Raw genomic sequence first — 15,541 nt, forward strand, 5'->3', positions numbered from 1 at the left:
GGAGAATTCACCATGACTGCCAACCTTTCATTCACAACACCCCAGACGCTGGCCGAGCGCGCCCACAACATTCGCCGCCATGCCTTGCGCATGGGCCAGGTGCAAGGCCAAGGCTACGTCGGCCAGGCCCTAGGTGCCGCCGACCTGCTCGCGGTCGCCTACTTCCATGCGCTGAGCTATCGCCCCGAAGACCCGGCGTGGGAGCCGCGTGATCGGTTCTATCTGTCGATCGGTCACTACGCGATTGCGCTTTACGCGGCGCTGATCGAAGCCGAGATCATCCCGCTTGATGAGCTTGAAACCTACGGTTCGGATGACAGCCGATTGCCGATGTCGGGCATGGCCGCCTATACGCCGGGCATGGAAATCACCGGTGGCTCGCTGGGTCAGGGGCTGGGCATCGCCGTCGGGGCCTGCTTGGGTCTCAAGCGCAAGGACTCGACATCGTTCGTCTACAACCTGCTGTCGGACGGCGAGCTGAACGAAGGCTCGACCTGGGAAGCCGTGATGTCGGCCTCGCACTGGAAGCTCGACAACCTGATCGCCATCGTCGACGTCAACAACCAGCAAGCAGACGGCCATTCCAGCGAGATCCTGTCGTTCGAACCCATCGTTGATCGCTGGCAAGCGTTTGGCTGGTTCACCCAGCGCGTCGACGGCAACGACCTGAACGCACTGGTCAAAGCCTTCGATGCCGCCCGCCACCACCCTGGCACCCAACCTCGGGTGATCATCTGCGACACCACCATGGGCAAAGGTGTGCCCTTCCTCGAAAACCGCGAAAAGACCCATTTCATCCGCGTGGACGAACACGAATGGGATCTGGCACTGACCACGCTTGAAGAAGGAAAAAACCAATGAGCAACGCCGCCAACACACCGACTTCGACTGGCGAACCGATCAAGAAGCGCCTGACCACCTCGGCGATGATTGCCTCGATCGCATCAGAAGGTCAGGTCACCAGATCTGCACCTTTCGGACATGCATTGGCTGCACTGGCGGATCAGCGTCCGGACATCGTCGGCCTCTCCGCTGACCTGTCCAAGTACACCGACCTGCACATTTTCGCCAAGGCCCACCCGGATCGTTTCTATCAGATGGGCATGGCCGAACAACTGTTGATGAGCGCTGCCGCAGGCATGGCCCGCGAAGGCTTCGTGCCGTTCGTCACCACGTATGCGGTGTTCGCCTCGCGTCGCGCCTACGACTTCATCTGCATGGCGATTGCCGAGGAAAACCTCAACGTCAAAATCGTTTGCGGATTGCCCGGCCTCACCACCGGCTACGGCCCCAGCCACCAGGCCACCGATGACCTGGCGATCTTCCGGGCGATGCCCAACCTGATGATCGTCGACCCTTGTGACGCGCTGGAAATCGAACAGGCCGTGCCCGCCATTGCCGCGCATCAGGGCCCGGTCTACATGCGCCTGCTGCGCGGCAACGTGCCGCTGGTGCTGGATGAATACGGGTATCAATTCGAGATCGGCAAGGCCAAGACCCTGCGCACCGGTAACGATGTCCTGATCATCTCGACCGGTTTGATGACCATGCGCGCATTGGAGGCCGCCAAGGCGCTACAGACCGATGGCGTCGATGTCGCGGTGCTGCATGTGCCGACGATCAAACCGCTGGATGAACAGACCATTCTCGCCGAGGCCCGCAAGTCTGGCCGGCTGGTGGTTACCGCAGAAAACAGCTCGATTATTGGCGGGCTGGGTGAAGCGGTTGCCGGGGTACTGCTGCGCAACGGAGTGACGCCGACGTTCAGGCAGATCGCATTGCCCGACGCGTTCCTCGACGCCGGCGCACTGCCGACACTGCATGATCGCTACGGCATTTCCACCGACGCCGTCTGCGCGCAAATCAAGTCCTGGCTTTGACTGCTGCCTGATCGGGGCGCTTACGGATGAGCGCCCCGATCAGCTGGATTCTCTTGGCCGATCCGCCTGGCATCCCTTCGAACCGCCTGCGGCGGAACGCCAAACCCTCGCATGAATACTTCGCGCATGTGGCGACGGTCTCGAAACCCCGTTTCCTTCGCCACGCGGTCCAGGCTGTGACGACTTTGCTCGATCATCACGCGAGCGGCCTCCAGACGCAGGCTTTCCACGGCTTTGGCCGGTGACTGGCCCGTCTCGGCGGTAAATACCCGGGTGAATTGTCTGGGACTCAAGTGCACGACGTCGGCAAGTTCCTCCACGCTGAGCGGGCGGCTCAGGTGCGTACGCGCATACTCCAGCGCACTTTGAATACGGTCCGACTTTGGAGCAAGCGTGAGCAGTTCCGAATGCTGGGACTGCCCACCCGAGCGCCGTTGATGCATGACCAGTTTGTGCGCCACCGACCGGGCCATGTCGGTGCCCAGATCCTTTTCCACCATGCCCAGCGCCATGTCCAGCGCGGCTGTCATGCCTGCCGACGTCCAGACGGGACCGTCGACGATGAAGATCCGGTCTTCCTCGACCTCGATTCTTGGATGCAGCTCACGGAGCTTGTTCGCATAGGACCAGTGGGTGGTCGCCCTTCGATCGTCCAGAACCCCTGCCTGCGCCAGAACGAACGAGCCGGTGCACAGACCTGCTGTGCGTCGGGCTCCATCGACGAAGGCGCGCACGCTGGCCAGCACCTCTTCACCTGGCGGGTTCAAGGGGGTCAGCGTACCGGTAATCATCCACGTGTCGGCCAATCCCGGGGCGCCCAGAGGGAGCGTGTCGATGTACATGCCCAACGAAGAACGCACGGTTCCACCGCCGATCGAGAAGTTCTGGACCTTGTAGATCTCTTCCCCTGCAACGATGTTGGCGAACTCGAATACAGCCTGGGTTGCCAGGGACATCACCTGAAAACCCTCGGTAATCAGATAGCCGACGCGATGCATGACTGAACTCCTTTTTGAATGTCCTTAAACACTACCATATACGTCGTTTAAGACATCAGTCCCCTCCTTCATCATGGCTCCACACACAACCCACGGAGCTTGATCATGACGCAACAATACAAAGGCACTGCGCTCATCACCGGCGCGTCCACCGGAATCGGCTCGATTTACGCCGAACACCTTGCCCGCCGGGGTTACGACCTGGTGCTGGTGGCGCGCAACCGCGAACGTCTGAACGCACTGGCCAGTCGTCTGACCAGCGAAACCCGGCAGAACATCGAAGTGTTGCAGGCCGATCTTGGCCGCCCCGAGGACCTCGCCAAGGTAGAACGCAAGTTGCGTGAGGACGCCAGCATCACCTTGCTGGTCAACAATGCCGGCATCGGCACCCATACCGGCCTGCTGGAGAGTGATGTCGAGCGGATGGCCGAGATGATCACGCTGAACGTCACCGCCCTTACCCGCCTGACCTACGCCGCGATTCCAGGTTTTGTCGCCCGTGAACAAGGCGCCGTGATCAATATTTCCTCGATCGTCAGCCTGGCGCCGGAGCTGCTCAACGGCGTGTACGGCGGCAGTAAGGCCTACGTCACCGCGTTCACCCAGTCCCTGCACAAGGAACTCTCGGATAAAGGCATCCGGATCCAGGCCGTCCTGCCCGGCGCAACCGCAACGGACTTCTGGCAAATCGGTGGATTGCCTGTCGAACATCTGGATCCGGGCATCGTGATGTCGGCCCAGGACCTGGTCGCCGGCGCTCTGCAGGATTTCGACAACGGCGTGCTGATCTCCATCCCCTCGATGCACGACCTGCAAGGTTACGAGCGTTACGAAGCCAGCCGCCAGGCCTTGTTCTCCGAGCTCTCGAGCAACCGGCTCGCACCGCGCTACAACGCCAACTGATCGCTAAAGCCATCTGTCGTCAAGCTGCCAGCCCTCCCTGATGGAAGGCTGGCAGCTTTGTATTTTCCGCAAAATGCGGAAAGTCTTCCTGCGATCTGCTTCTGTCTGAAGAAGGTCTTCGTGCATAGCCTGTCACTGCCTTCTCGCGCTCACTGATTTATCGCGACTCGTGCTTGAAGGCTCCTCACATCACTGGCGCTCAAGGACTTGAACATGAACAGATTATTTAAAATCGCAGGCCTGGCCCTTGCGGTATCCGTAAGCGGCTTGGCCGTAGCGCAAAGTGATACGGGCAAAGGCGCCGCCATCGAACGTGTTTACGCGTTCAATGGGGCCATGCCGACAGGCGTGACGGTGACGAATACCTGAAGGTCAACTACGCGGACTATTTTCTTCACGATCACGAAATTCTGTAGGGTGCGGACGAAGTTTTTCAGCGTAATGGGAAAAATGATCATTGCCCAGCCGTCGCTCAGACGGCGGCGCTGTTAGCCATTAGTCTAATCAGCCCAGGCACCGGCGTAATCAATGCGCGAGCCATGCCTGTCATAAATCCCACTTTCCCTGACAGAAAAGCGACTTTCAACCGCATTTCAATATCGCTTGCAGCCTAACAGGCGCAAACCGTTCTCTGATCCGACGCTCCGCTGAGCAGCAAACTACACTTCATGCTGATTTAGTGATTTAACTAGGTAGTTACCTAACTATATAATGCTCGCCTCATTTCAACGGGACATTCAACGTGAAGCAGAGTCAACGCCTCTCGGGCATATCAACATTCATTCTGGTCGGGCTCGGCGTGATCATCGCCCTGCTCGGCCTGGCACTGGCTGCTGGCGGTGTGAAATTGGTCAGCCTGGGAGGCTCCTGGTACTTCCTGGTGGGTGGTCTGGTGATGGCCGTCTCCGGTCTGCTGATCGCGCGGCGCAAGCCTGCCGGTGCCTGGCTGTTCGCGGCGTTTCTGGTTGGGACCGCCATCTGGGCCGTGATCGATGCAGGGCTGGTGTTCTGGCCGGTGTTCTCGCGCCTGTTCATGTTCAGCGCGGTGGGTCTGGTGGTTGCGCTGGTCTATCCGCTGCTCAAGCGCGCCAATGGTGACGTTGCAGGTCGCGGTGCTTACGGCGTTGCGGCTGTTCTGGCGGTTGGACTGGCCGTGGCTGCCGGCAACATGTTCGTCGCGCACCCGACGGTCGCCCCTACCGGCACTGGCCCGGGCCTGACGCCGGTCGAGCCGGAGAAGGCGCAGAAGGACTGGGCCCACTACGGCAATACCGAAGGCGGCAGCCGCTTCGCCGCGCTGGACCAGATCAATCGCAGCAACGTCGACAAGTTGAAAGTCGCGTGGACCTACCATACCGGCGACATCGCCGAGAGCGACGGCAACGGTGCCGAAGACCAGCTGACTCCGCTGCAGATCGGCAACAAGGTGTTCATCTGCACCCCGCACAACAACCTGATTGCGCTGGATGCCGACACCGGTAAAGAACTCTGGAAAAACGCGATCAACGCTCAGTCCAAAGTCTGGCAGCGTTGCCGTGGCATGGCGTATTTCGACGCCAGCGCCGCCGTCGCCAAGCCGTCCAGCTCGCCAGTGAGCGAAACCCCGACCGCTCCGGTCGCCAACTGCACGCGTCGCTTGCTCACCAACACCATCGACGCCCGCCTGATCGCGGTCGATGCCGACACCGGCGAGTTCTGCCGGGGTTTCGGCAACAGCGGCCAGGTCGATCTGAAGGCCGGTCTGGGTGATGTCCCGGACAGCTACTATCAACTGTCCTCCGCGCCGCTGATGGCCGGCACCACTGTGGTGGTTGGCGGTCGTGTGGCCGACAACGTGCAAACCGACATGCCAGGCGGCGTGATCCGAGGTTTCGACGTCATGACCGGTGCCATGCGCTGGGCTTTCGACCCGGGCAATCCGCAGGATAAAAAGGCACCGGCCGATGGCAAAACTTATGTGCGCAGCACGCCGAACAGCTGGGCGCCGATGTCCTATGACCCGGCGACCAACACCGTATTCCTGCCGATGGGCAGTTCGTCCACCGACATCTATGGTGTCGAGCGCAGCAAACTGGATCACACCTACGGCGCTTCGATCCTCGCGTTGGACGCCAACAGTGGCGAAGAAAAGTGGGTATTCCAGACCGTGCACAACGACCTCTGGGACTTCGACCTGCCGATGCAGCCAAGCCTGATCGACTTCACCAAGGACGGCAAAACCGTACCGGCGGTGGTGATCGGCACCAAGGCCGGGCAGATTTACGTGCTCGACCGCGCCACTGGCAAACCGTTGACCGAAGTAAAAGAAGTGCCGGTCAAGGCCGCCAATATCCCCAACGAACCGTACTCGCCGACCCAGCCGAAATCGGTGGGCATGCCGCAGATCGGTGCCCAGCACCTGACCGAATCGGACATGTGGGGCGCCACGCCTTACGACCAACTGCTGTGCCGGATCGATTTCAAGTCGATGCGTTACGATGGCTTGTACACCGCGCCGGGCACTGACAAATCCCTGAGCTTCCCGGGTTCGCTGGGCGGCATGAACTGGGGCAGCATCTCCACTGACCCGGTGCACGGTTTCATCTTCGTCAACGACATGCGTCTGGGTCTGTGGATTCAGATGATCCCGTCGCAGAACAAGGCTCAGGCGTCTTCCGGTGGCGAAGCGCTGAACACCGGCATGGGTGCCGTGCCGCTCAAGGGCACGCCTTACGCCGTGAACAAAAACCGCTTCCTGTCGGTCGCCGGCATTCCGTGCCAGGCCCCGCCGTTCGGTACGTTGACCGCCATCGACATGAAAACCCAGAAAGTCGCCTGGCAAGTTCCGGTCGGCACCGTTGAAGACACAGGTCCCTTGGGCATCCGCATGCACCTGCCGATCAAGATCGGTCTGCCAACCCTCGGCGGCACGCTGTCGACCCAGGGCGGCCTGATCTTCATCGCCGGCACCCAGGACTTCTACCTGCGCGCCTTCAACAGCGCCAATGGTGAAGAAATCTGGAAAGCGCGTCTGCCGGTCGGCAGCCAGGGTGGCCCGATGACCTATGTGTCGCCGAAAACCGGCAAGCAATACGTGGTGATCACCGCCGGTGGCGCTCGTCAGTCGACCGACCGTGGCGACTACGTAATGGCTTACGCCCTGCCGTAAACCGTCGCGTTCGCCTTCGTTTCACTTGTGCGCGGCACCTTCGGGTGCCGCGTTGTTTCATGTCCTTCGCTCTGGATTTGCGCAATGTCATTGGCTGTTCGCTTTTCTCACGCCGGGGTTTTCACCGGCATGCTGTTCGGTCTCACCTGCGGCGCTGCCCTGCCCGCCCTTGCCGATACCGATTCGAACGTATTTACCCGCAGTACCCTGACCGGCGACTGGGGCGGCCTGCGCCACCAGTTCGATGAAGACGGCATCAAGTTCACCGGCGATTACACCGGCGAAACCGCCTACAACGCCGACGGCGGCCTGCATCGCTCGGCGCGTTACTCGCAAAACATCAAGCTCGGCGCACAGTTCGACCTGAGCAAACTGTACGGCGTGGACAACGCCGGCAAGGTTCAGCTGACCATCAACGATCGACGCGGCAACAGTGCCTCCGAAGACCTGGTCGGCAACCGTCTGCCGATCCAGGAAAACTACGGCGGCCTCTACACCCGCCTGACCGAGCTCAGCTACGAGCGCAGCCTGTTTACCCCGGCGCTGAACGTCAAACTCGGCTACATGGCCATGGGCAATGACCTCGGCGGCCTCGACAGCGGCATTCTCTGCAACTTCATGAACGCCGGTTTCTGCGGCCATCCGCTGAACATGTCCGGTGGCAGCGGCTGGACCAACTACCCCAACGCCCACCTCGGTGTGCGGGTGAAATACGACCTCTCCCCGGCCTGGCAACTGCGCGTAGCCGCGTTCAATGTCGACCCGGAAAGTAACGGCAACTCCAGCCGTGCCTGGCACCTGGGCCCGAAACACACCACCGGCACCGTGGTGCCGATCGAACTGGTCTACAAGCAGGCCGGCAAACTGCCCGGCGAGTACAAGGTCGGTTATTACTACGACAGCTCCGACGTCAAACGCATCGGCAGTGACAAGGAAGTGTCCGGGCGCGGCGGCCATTATGTCCTGATCGACCAGGCCGTCTGGGCTTCGGAGGTCTCTGAAGGTCGCAGCCTGCACGCCTTCGGCCAATACTCGGCGGCCAGCGAAGCGGCCTCGCCGTTCAGCAAGTGGTACGGCACCGGCCTCGTTCTGTACAAGCCTTTTGAGGGCCGTTCGCGTGACACGGTAGCGCTTGGCTACGGCCGCGCAGTGCCGAACCCGCGCAGCCGCGATGTGCTGCAAGACGCAGCGCTGGACAATGGCGCCGCGTTCCCCAACCTGGACAGCGCCGAACAATTGATCGAACTCGGCTACGGCTACCAAGCCACTCCATGGCTGACGCTGCGCCCAAATGTGCAATACATCATTGAGCCGGGCGCGTTCTCCGGCCAGGACATCGACAATGCGTTGGTGTTTGGATTGCAGGTGAAAGCCGCGCTCTGACACCATCCTTTGCCGACCACAAAAAAAGCACCCGAAGGTGCTTTTTTTGTGCGTGCCGTCAACGGAATCAACCCGCGAAGCTGGCCCGCGCTGCGTGCAGTTTCTTGTAGCTCTCGATCAGGCGCAGGTGCCGATCCAGCCCCTCCAGCTTCATGCTGGTCGGCGTCAGGCCGTAGAAGCGCACGCTGCCATTGACCGAGCCGATCGCCGCATCCATGCGCTCGTCGCCGAACATGCGGCGGAAGTTGGCTTCGTAGTCTTCCAGCTGCAGATCCTCGTCCAGCTCCATTTCCAGCACCACGTTGACCGCTTGATAGAACAAACCGCGCTCGACGGTGTTGTCGTTGTACTGCAGGAAGGCTTCGACCAGATCCTTGGCCTGCTCGTATTTCTGCAAGGCGAGGTAGATCAGCAGGCGCAGTTCGAGAATGGTCAACTTGCCCCATGGGGTGTTGTCGTCGAACTCGATGCCGATCAGGGTGGTGATGTCGGTGTAATCGTCCAGCTCGCTGTGTTCCAGGCCTTTGACCAGGTTGCGCAGGCCGACTTTGCTCAGGTTGTGCAGGTTGAGGATGTCGGCCCGGAATTGCAGCGCTTTGTTGGTGTTGTCCCAGATCAGGTCTTCTACCGGATAGATCTCCGAATAATCCGGCACCAGAATGCGGCACGCCTTGGCGCCGATGTGCTCGTAGACCGCCATGTAGACTTCCTTGCCCATGTCTTCAAGGATGCCGAACAGCGTTGCGGCCTCTTCGGCGTTGGAATTTTCGCCATTGCCGGAGAAGTCCCACTCGACGAATTCGAAGTCGGCCTTGGCGCTGAAGAAGCGCCACGACACCACGCCGCTGGAATCGATGAAGTGCTCCACGAAGTTGTTCGGCTCAGTCACGGCCTGGCCCGAGAAGGTCGGCTGCGGCAGATCGTTGAGGCCTTCAAAGCTGCGGCCCTGCAGCAATTCGGTGAGGCTGCGTTCCAGCGCCACTTCGAAGCTCGGGTGCGCGCCGAACGAGGCGAACACGCCGCCGGTGCGCGGATTCATCAGCGTCACGCACATCACCGGGAATTCACCGCCCAGCGACGCGTCCTTGACCAGCACCGGGAAGCCCTGCTCTTCCAGCGCTTGGATACCGGCGAGAATGCTGGGGTATTTCGCCAGCACCTCTTGCGGCACATCCGGCAGGGCCATTTCGCCCTCGAGGATTTCGCGCTTGACTGCCCGTTCGAAGATTTCCGACAGGCACTGCACCTGCGCTTCGGCCAGGGTGTTGCCGGCGCTCATGCCGTTGCTGAGAAACAGGTTTTCGATCAGGTTCGACGGGAAATACACCACCTCACCGTCGGACTGACGCACGAACGGCAGCGAGCAGATGCCGCGCTGGGTGTTGCCGGAGTTGGTGTCGAACAGGTGCGAGCCACGCAGTTCGCCGTCACGGTTGTAGATGCCGAGGCAATAGTCGTCGAGGATTTCCGCAGGCAACTCATCCTTGGCGCCGGGCTTGAACCAGCGCTCGTCCGGGTAATGCACGAACTCGGCATTGGCGATCTCTTCGCCCCAGAACTGGTCGTTGTAGAAGAAGTTGCAGTTCAGCCGCTCGATGAACTCGCCCAGCGCCGAGGCCAGCGCGCTCTCTTTGGTCGCACCCTTGCCGTTGGTGAAGCACATCGGCGACTGCGCATCGCGGATGTGCAGCGACCAGACGTTGGGCACGATGTTGCGCCACGAAGCGATTTCGATCTTCATGCCCAGGTCGGCCAGAATCCCCGACATATTGGCGATGGTCTGTTCCAGCGGCAGGTCCTTGCCGGCAATGCAGGTGCCCGCGCCGGACGTGGAAGCCGGCATCAGCAGGGCCTGGGCATCGGCGTCGAGGTTCTCGACTTCCTCGATCACGAACTCCGGCCCGGCCTGCACCACCTTCTTCACCGTGCAACGGTCGATCGAGCGCAGGATGCCCTGGCGATCCTTTTCGGAAATGTCCGCCGGCAGCTCGACCTGGATCTTGAAGATCTGGTTGTAGCGGTTTTCCGGATCGACAATGTTGTTCTGCGACAGACGAATGTTTTCGGTCGGGATGTTGCGGGTGCTGCAGTACAACTTTACGAAGTAAGCCGCGCACAAGGCCGACGACGCCAGGAAATAGTCGAACGGACCCGGTGCAGAGCCATCGCCCTTGTAACGGATCGGTTGGTCGGCCACCACCGTGAAGTCATCGAACTTGGCTTCGAGTCGGAGGTTGTCGAGAAAGTTGACCTTGATTTCCATGCGGGTTACCAGAATAGCGGGCTAAACAAATTGGCCGCCATTATCCGGCTTTTGAGCGTGAAGTCTTGTGCTTTGCGCAATCAATCCTGAGCCGGCCGACGGAACATGACGCTTGTTCACACATTCAACTCAGCACATGCGCTCAATCGCCGGCAGCCGATCCGCGTGAGCATGGCGTCACCTTCCGCCAATCCTGGTTGCTGACAAATGATGGTTTTATCCAAGCCGCGCCTCGCGCTCGCCTTAATGATTGGCGGGCTCGCCGATACCGCGTGCGCCAGCGGATTTCTCGACGACGCCAAGACCGAAGTGCTCAGTCGCAACTTCTACCTGAGCAACGATTACCGCTCACCCTCACCCGCCGGTAAGAATTACAAACAGGAATGGGCTCAAGGGTTTATCGGCACTTTCGCATCCGGTTTCACGGACGGAACCGTCGGGGTTGGTCTCGATGCCCACGCCTTTTATGGGCTGAAGCTCGATGGTGGCAAGGGCCATTCCGGTACGGGGCTGTTGCCGGTGGACAGCGACGGTCGTAGCGAAAGCGACTATTCCAGCGCCGGCGCTGCATTGAAGCTCAAGGCCTCGAACACCACCCTCGCCTTCGGTGAAATGACCGTGGAAACGCCGGTGTTCGACACCTCGGACAAGCGCCTGCAACCGGAGTACGCCACGGGTTTTCTGCTCGACAGCCGCGAGATCGAAAACGCGCGCGTCGTGGCCGGGCGCTTCACGGCGTTCAAGAACCAGGACAGTTCCTCCGGCAGAGGCGATTTCCAGGGTTATGGCGCCAGCACCCGAGGCGAAAGCATCAGTTTTGTCGGCACCGACCTGTTCAGTGACAGCCCGGTGGGTGGCGCGCTGTATGCGTCCGATCTGAGCGACACTTGGCGCCAGTACTACGCCAACCTGCATTTCAAACAGTCCGGTCTATTGCTCGACGCCAACGTCTACCACACCCGCGACACCGGGCAGGCATTAGCCGGCGACATCGACAACACGGCGTTCAGCCTCTCGGGCAAATACACCTTCGGCGCCCACGCGGTGATGCTCGGCTGGCAACGCATCAATGGCGACACGCCGTTCGATTTCGTCGGTGGCGACTCGATTTACCTGGCCAACTCGATCAAATACGCCGACTTCAACGGCGCCCACGAGCGTTCCTGGCAAGCGCGCTACGACCTGGATCTCGGCGCCTTCGGCATTCCCGGGCTGAATTTCATGACCCGTTACGTTTCCGGCAGCCACATCGACGGCACCCACGCGCCCAAGGGCGGCGCCTATAACTCGTTCGACGCGGACTCCGGTGAATATCAGCCGCAGCAAGGGGACGGCGGCAAACACTGGGAACGCGACATCGACCTGCGCTACATCGTCCAGTCCGGCGCGGCCAAAGATCTGTCGCTGCAGCTGTCTCACGTTTCGCATCGGGCCAACAGCGCCCAGGCAGGCGATGACATCGACCGGATCTACGTGGTGATCCAGTATCCGTTGGGCTTTTGAGGGGAAATTGGCGGAAGGCAGCCGGAGTCGAACCTGCCCGGGAACGGATGCCGTCCCCAACCGGGTTTGAAGCCCGGCCGCGCCACCGGGCGCGATTGCCTTCCTTGAACTCAGTCGGCGCCGGGGTTGGCCAGCGCACTGTCGGTGCGGATTTGCCGGCCTTCGCCGACGCGCCGGGTCAGGCCCAGCCGATCGAAGTATTCAAGGATCTGAATACTGCGCTTGCGTCCCAAGCCTAGCGCATCGCGGAAGGCCGTGACTTCGATCTGCGGATTTTCTTCGGCCAGGCGCAGCAGCACCGCCACCATTTGCCGCAGCGTGATGTCGCTGACAAACAGGTCGCGCACCACTTGGTGCATTACGCCAAGACGCGCCAGTTTGCGCAGCAGCAAACGCACGGTCGCGTCATCCTGACCGACGACTTGCGCCACGTCACGAACCCACGGTGGATCGAAACCGGCCTGCTCGAACAATGGCTGCAGCGCCTGCCACAGGTTTTCGTCGTCGGTGCTCAGGCGCACTTGATGGTCGGGCAAATGCAGCCACGGGCCGCTGGCGGCCAGTGAACCGGCGCCGAGCAGTTCTTCCAGCAGGCTGATAAAGGTCGCGCGTTCGAGGCTCAAACCGCTGAAACGCCGCAGACGGTCACGATCCGGGCCCATCTGATCGGGCTCCAGTTCATGAAAGCGCGCCAGTTGCTCCAGCAGGGTGAACTTGAGCATGCCCCAGCGCTGCGCATTGAACAGCACCGGGCCTTGTCGGGTTTCGATCAGGCGGACGTTGTCCGGCAGCGTCCAGCCGTCACGCGGACGATTGAACTGGCGCTCCAGGCGTTTCGGGTCGAGGCCGCTTGCGCTGTATTCCAGCAACGTCGGCAAAGCCTGTTCCAGCTCGGAGCTGATCGCCAGCACTCGCAGTTGCGCCAGCCGTTCCGGACTGCGCCGTTGGCGGGCCGGGGCGAAAGGATCAAGGACGCGCCCGCCGCCGAGCGTTCGCTGGGCGCTGGCGTCACGCAGGATCAGCGGATCACCGTGGACGCCGTGCACCGGAGCGTTCGTCAGCAGTTGCGCAAACATGCGCTCGCCAGGCGCCAGGCTTGAACCCTCCAGCAAGGCGACTCGGGCGATCACGTCCTGAGTGCCGAGATGCAGATGCACCGGCTGGAAATGCTGGAAAACCCGCTCGCCCGGCAACAACCGGAATTCGATATCCAGCCGCTGGGTCGGTGCGTGCAGCCATTCGGCGAGCAACCATTGGCCGCGATGGATCTGCCCGAGTTCCAGACGATCCGCGCTGATGTTCAGGGCCACGCGCTGGCCGGCGAAGGCTTGTTCGGCGATCTGATTCTGCGCGTGCAGGCCTCTTACCCGCACGGTTTTGCCTGCCGGCCCAAGACTCAGCTTGTCACCCACGGCGACCGAGCCCGAAAGCGCCGTTCCCGTCACCACGATCCCGGCGCCGGCGACACTGAACGCCCGGTCGATGGCCAGGCGAAAACTGCCTTCGCGACTGCGCTCCTCGCTTTCTATCTGCCGCAACGCTTCGCGCAGCGCATCGACGCCCTCACCCGTTACGCTGGAAACCATCAGCAACGGTGCTTCGGCATAAGGCCCGGGCGCCAGCAGGCTTACAACTTGCCTGCGAACCTCTTCCACCCTGCCCGCCTCGACCCGATCACACTTGGTGATCGCCACCAGCGCCCGTGGAATGCCCAGCAGTTCGACGATCGCCAGATGCTCGCGGGTTTGCGGCATCACGCCGTCATCCGCCGCCACCACCAGCAACACCAAATCGATGCCCTGCGCGCCGGCGAGCATGTTGTGGGTGAATTTCTCGTGCCCCGGCACGTCAATGAAGCCGGTCAGCCCGGCGCCGGGCGCCAGTTCGGCGTAGAGATAACCGAGGTCGATGGTCATCCCGCGCTCGCGTTCCTGCGGGCGGCGGTCGCCGGTTTGCCCGGTCAGCGCTTGCAGCAGTGACGTCTTGCCGTGGTCGATGTGCCCTGCCGTGCCGACGATCACGTTTGCAACTGCCCGAGTTGCGCCAGCCACGCCGGTTCATCGTCGAGCTGCCGCAGATCCAGCCACAGCGCGTCGTCATCGATCCGCCCGAGCACCGGGATCGGCAAGGCGCGCAGCGCGGCTTCCAGATTCAGCAGGCAACGTCCGCGCAGGCGTTTCGATACCTGTGGGCGCAGGCACAACGCTGCGCTCGGCAGGCGCGCCACCGGTTGGCTGCCGCTGCCGATCATGCCCAGCGCCGGCTGCGCCGTGACGATCCAGCCCTCGCCCAGCAGTTCGGCCAAGGCCGGTTGCAGGCGTTCGGCCTGGGCCAGAATGTCGGCTTGCGGTCGGGTCAACAGGCGCAGGCTCGGCAAACGCTCGGCCAGACGATCCGGGTCGCGATAGAGCCCGAGCACCGCTTCCAGTGCGGCCAGCGTCAGTTTGTCGACCCGCAACGCGCGTTTCAGCGGGTTCTTCTTGATCTTCGCGATCAGGTCCTTGCGCCCGACGATCACACCCGCCTGAGGCCCGCCGAGCAGTTTGTCGCCGCTGAAGGTGACGATGTCGGCGCCATCGAGCAGCGCCTGGCGCACCGTCGGTTCCGCCGGCAAACCCCAGCGGGTCAGGTCCAGCAGACTGCCGCTGCCCAGGTCTTCCAGCAGCGGCAGGTCATGCCGATGGGCCAACGCCGCCAGTTCGGAGGTCGGCACCCGGGCGGTGAAGCCTTCGATGCTGTAGTTGCTCGCGTGCACGCGCATGATCAGGCCGCTGCGTGGGCTGATTGCCGCCTCGTAGTCGCGGGCATGGGTGCGATTGGTGGTGCCGACCTCGTGCAGGCGCACGCCGGCGCGGCTCATGATGTCGGGAATGCGAAACGCGCCGCCGATCTCGATCAGTTCGCCCCGGGAAATGATGCCTTCCTTGCGCGCGCCCAGGCTGTTGAGCGTCAGCAGCACGGCGGCGGCATTGTTGTTGACCACGGTCACGGCTTCGGCGCCGGTCAGCTCGCGAATCAGGCCTTCGATCAAGTCGTCGCGGTCACCGCGCTTGCCGCTGGCCAGATCAAATTCCAGATTCAAGGGATAGCGCGCCGCCAGTTGCACGGCGTCGATGGCTTCTTCGGGCAGCAAGGCGCGGCCGAGGTTGGTGTGCAGCACGGTGCCGGTCAGGTTGAACACCCGACGCACCTGGCTGCGCTGCTTCAGCGCCAGACGCTCGGTAACCCTTCCGGCCAGCGCTTCAGGGCTGATTTCAACGGCGGTCAGTTGCCCCGCCACCACCGCTTCGCGCAAGTCATCCAGTAACTGGCGAAACCCCGTCAACAGCGCCTCACGCCCGTAACGCTCGGCCAATGGCTGGCACGCGGGGTGGCGCAACAGGCTGTCAATCGACGGTAACCGCAGGGCAACACTTACGGACATCAGGCACTCCCGAAATCGAAATACGCCTGATGATGTTAG

General features: G+C 61.8%; 11 protein-coding genes and 1 tRNA gene. 7 read left to right on the forward strand and 5 right to left on the reverse strand.

Annotated elements, in window-relative coordinates; all coding sequences use genetic code 11:
- Nucleotides 1–12 precede the first annotated feature (12 nt).
- Nucleotides 13–861, forward strand: coding sequence for a transketolase (locus tag AWU82_RS07205; protein WP_064381593.1), 849 nt, complete (start codon nucleotides 13–15; stop codon nucleotides 859–861).
- Nucleotides 858–1,880, forward strand: coding sequence for a transketolase family protein (locus tag AWU82_RS07210; RefSeq protein ID WP_064381595.1), 1,023 nt, complete (start codon nucleotides 858–860; stop codon nucleotides 1,878–1,880). The genes AWU82_RS07205 and AWU82_RS07210 overlap by 4 nt, the downstream gene beginning before the upstream one ends.
- Nucleotides 1,881–1,900: 20 nt before the next feature.
- Here the strand turns inward: AWU82_RS07210 and AWU82_RS07215 are convergent, their stop codons facing one another.
- Nucleotides 1,901–2,878 carry a GlxA family transcriptional regulator gene (locus AWU82_RS07215; protein ID WP_064381598.1) on the reverse strand — a complete coding sequence of 326 codons (978 nt, stop codon included), beginning with the start codon at nucleotides 2,876–2,878 and terminating at the stop codon, nucleotides 1,901–1,903.
- Nucleotides 2,879–2,983: 105 nt separating this feature from the next.
- Between AWU82_RS07215 and AWU82_RS07220 the strand changes: the two genes are divergently transcribed.
- The 4 genes from AWU82_RS07220 (at nucleotide 2,984) to AWU82_RS07235 (ending at nucleotide 8,312) form a co-directional block, all read left to right on the forward strand.
- Entirely contained in the window at nucleotides 2,984–3,781 is a 798-nt protein-coding gene (locus tag AWU82_RS07220) for an SDR family NAD(P)-dependent oxidoreductase (protein WP_064381600.1), read from the forward strand.
- 213 nt (nucleotides 3,782–3,994) lie between these two features.
- Nucleotides 3,995–4,150: a hypothetical protein gene (locus AWU82_RS07225; RefSeq protein WP_176243893.1), complete on the forward strand. Its 156-nt coding sequence runs from the start codon at nucleotides 3,995–3,997 to the stop codon at nucleotides 4,148–4,150.
- Between the two features lie 373 nt (nucleotides 4,151–4,523).
- Complete coding sequence (locus AWU82_RS07230) at nucleotides 4,524–6,929, forward strand: glucose/quinate/shikimate family membrane-bound PQQ-dependent dehydrogenase (RefSeq protein WP_064381602.1); 2,406 nt, start codon at nucleotides 4,524–4,526, stop codon at nucleotides 6,927–6,929.
- Nucleotides 6,930–7,013: 84 nt separating this feature from the next.
- Nucleotides 7,014–8,312: a carbohydrate porin gene (locus AWU82_RS07235; protein ID WP_064381606.1), complete on the forward strand. Its 1,299-nt coding sequence runs from the start codon at nucleotides 7,014–7,016 to the stop codon at nucleotides 8,310–8,312.
- Nucleotides 8,313–8,379: 67 nt separating this feature from the next.
- Here AWU82_RS07235 and AWU82_RS07240 read toward each other — a convergent pair whose 3' ends face one another.
- The gene (locus tag AWU82_RS07240; RefSeq protein ID WP_064381607.1) at nucleotides 8,380–10,575 is read right to left on the reverse strand and encodes an OsmC domain/YcaO domain-containing protein; all 2,196 of its coding nucleotides are present in this window, start codon (nucleotides 10,573–10,575) and stop codon (nucleotides 8,380–8,382) included.
- Nucleotides 10,576–10,785: 210 nt separating this feature from the next.
- On the opposite strand from AWU82_RS07240, the gene AWU82_RS07245 reads away from it, so the two are divergent.
- Nucleotides 10,786–12,078, forward strand: coding sequence for an OprD family porin (locus tag AWU82_RS07245; RefSeq protein WP_190241585.1), 1,293 nt, complete (start codon nucleotides 10,786–10,788; stop codon nucleotides 12,076–12,078).
- A gap of 8 nt (nucleotides 12,079–12,086) precedes the next feature.
- On the opposite strand, the gene AWU82_RS07250 is transcribed toward AWU82_RS07245, so the two are convergent.
- The 3 genes from AWU82_RS07250 to selA all read right to left on the reverse strand — a co-directional run bounded on the left by AWU82_RS07250 (nucleotide 12,087) and on the right by selA (nucleotide 15,502).
- Nucleotides 12,087–12,182 (reverse strand) — tRNA-Sec (locus AWU82_RS07250).
- Nucleotides 12,183–12,188: 6 nt separating this feature from the next.
- Nucleotides 12,189–14,099 (reverse strand): selenocysteine-specific translation elongation factor, encoded by a 1,911-nt coding sequence (gene selB / locus AWU82_RS07255; RefSeq protein ID WP_064381611.1) that lies wholly within the window; start codon nucleotides 14,097–14,099, stop codon nucleotides 12,189–12,191.
- The gene (gene selA / locus AWU82_RS07260) at nucleotides 14,096–15,502 is read right to left on the reverse strand and encodes an L-seryl-tRNA(Sec) selenium transferase (RefSeq protein ID WP_064381613.1); all 1,407 of its coding nucleotides are present in this window, start codon (nucleotides 15,500–15,502) and stop codon (nucleotides 14,096–14,098) included. The genes selB and selA overlap by 4 nt, the downstream gene beginning before the upstream one ends.
- Nucleotides 15,503–15,541: the final 39 nt, after the last annotated feature.

The organism is Pseudomonas glycinae (assembly GCF_001594225.2).
GTDB lineage: Bacteria > Pseudomonadota > Gammaproteobacteria > Pseudomonadales > Pseudomonadaceae > Aquipseudomonas > Aquipseudomonas glycinae.

Bases quoted from the DNA above. Each gene is read 5' to 3' on its own strand.
- AWU82_RS07205 (WP_064381593.1), top strand. From the start codon at position 13: ATGACTGCCAACCTTTCATTCACAACACCCCAGACGCTGGCCGAGCGC.
- AWU82_RS07210 (WP_064381595.1), top strand. From the start codon at position 858: ATGAGCAACGCCGCCAACACACCGACTTCGACTGGCGAACCGATCAAG.
- AWU82_RS07215 (WP_064381598.1), bottom strand. From the start codon at position 2,878: ATGCATCGCGTCGGCTATCTGATTACCGAGGGTTTTCAGGTGATGTCC.
- AWU82_RS07220 (WP_064381600.1), top strand. From the start codon at position 2,984: ATGACGCAACAATACAAAGGCACTGCGCTCATCACCGGCGCGTCCACC.
- AWU82_RS07225 (WP_176243893.1), top strand. From the start codon at position 3,995: ATGAACAGATTATTTAAAATCGCAGGCCTGGCCCTTGCGGTATCCGTA.
- AWU82_RS07235 (WP_064381606.1), top strand. From the start codon at position 7,014: ATGTCATTGGCTGTTCGCTTTTCTCACGCCGGGGTTTTCACCGGCATG.
- AWU82_RS07240 (WP_064381607.1), bottom strand. From the start codon at position 10,575: ATGGAAATCAAGGTCAACTTTCTCGACAACCTCCGACTCGAAGCCAAG.
- AWU82_RS07245 (WP_190241585.1), top strand. From the start codon at position 10,786: ATGGTTTTATCCAAGCCGCGCCTCGCGCTCGCCTTAATGATTGGCGGG.
- selA (WP_064381613.1), bottom strand. From the start codon at position 15,502: ATGTCCGTAAGTGTTGCCCTGCGGTTACCGTCGATTGACAGCCTGTTG.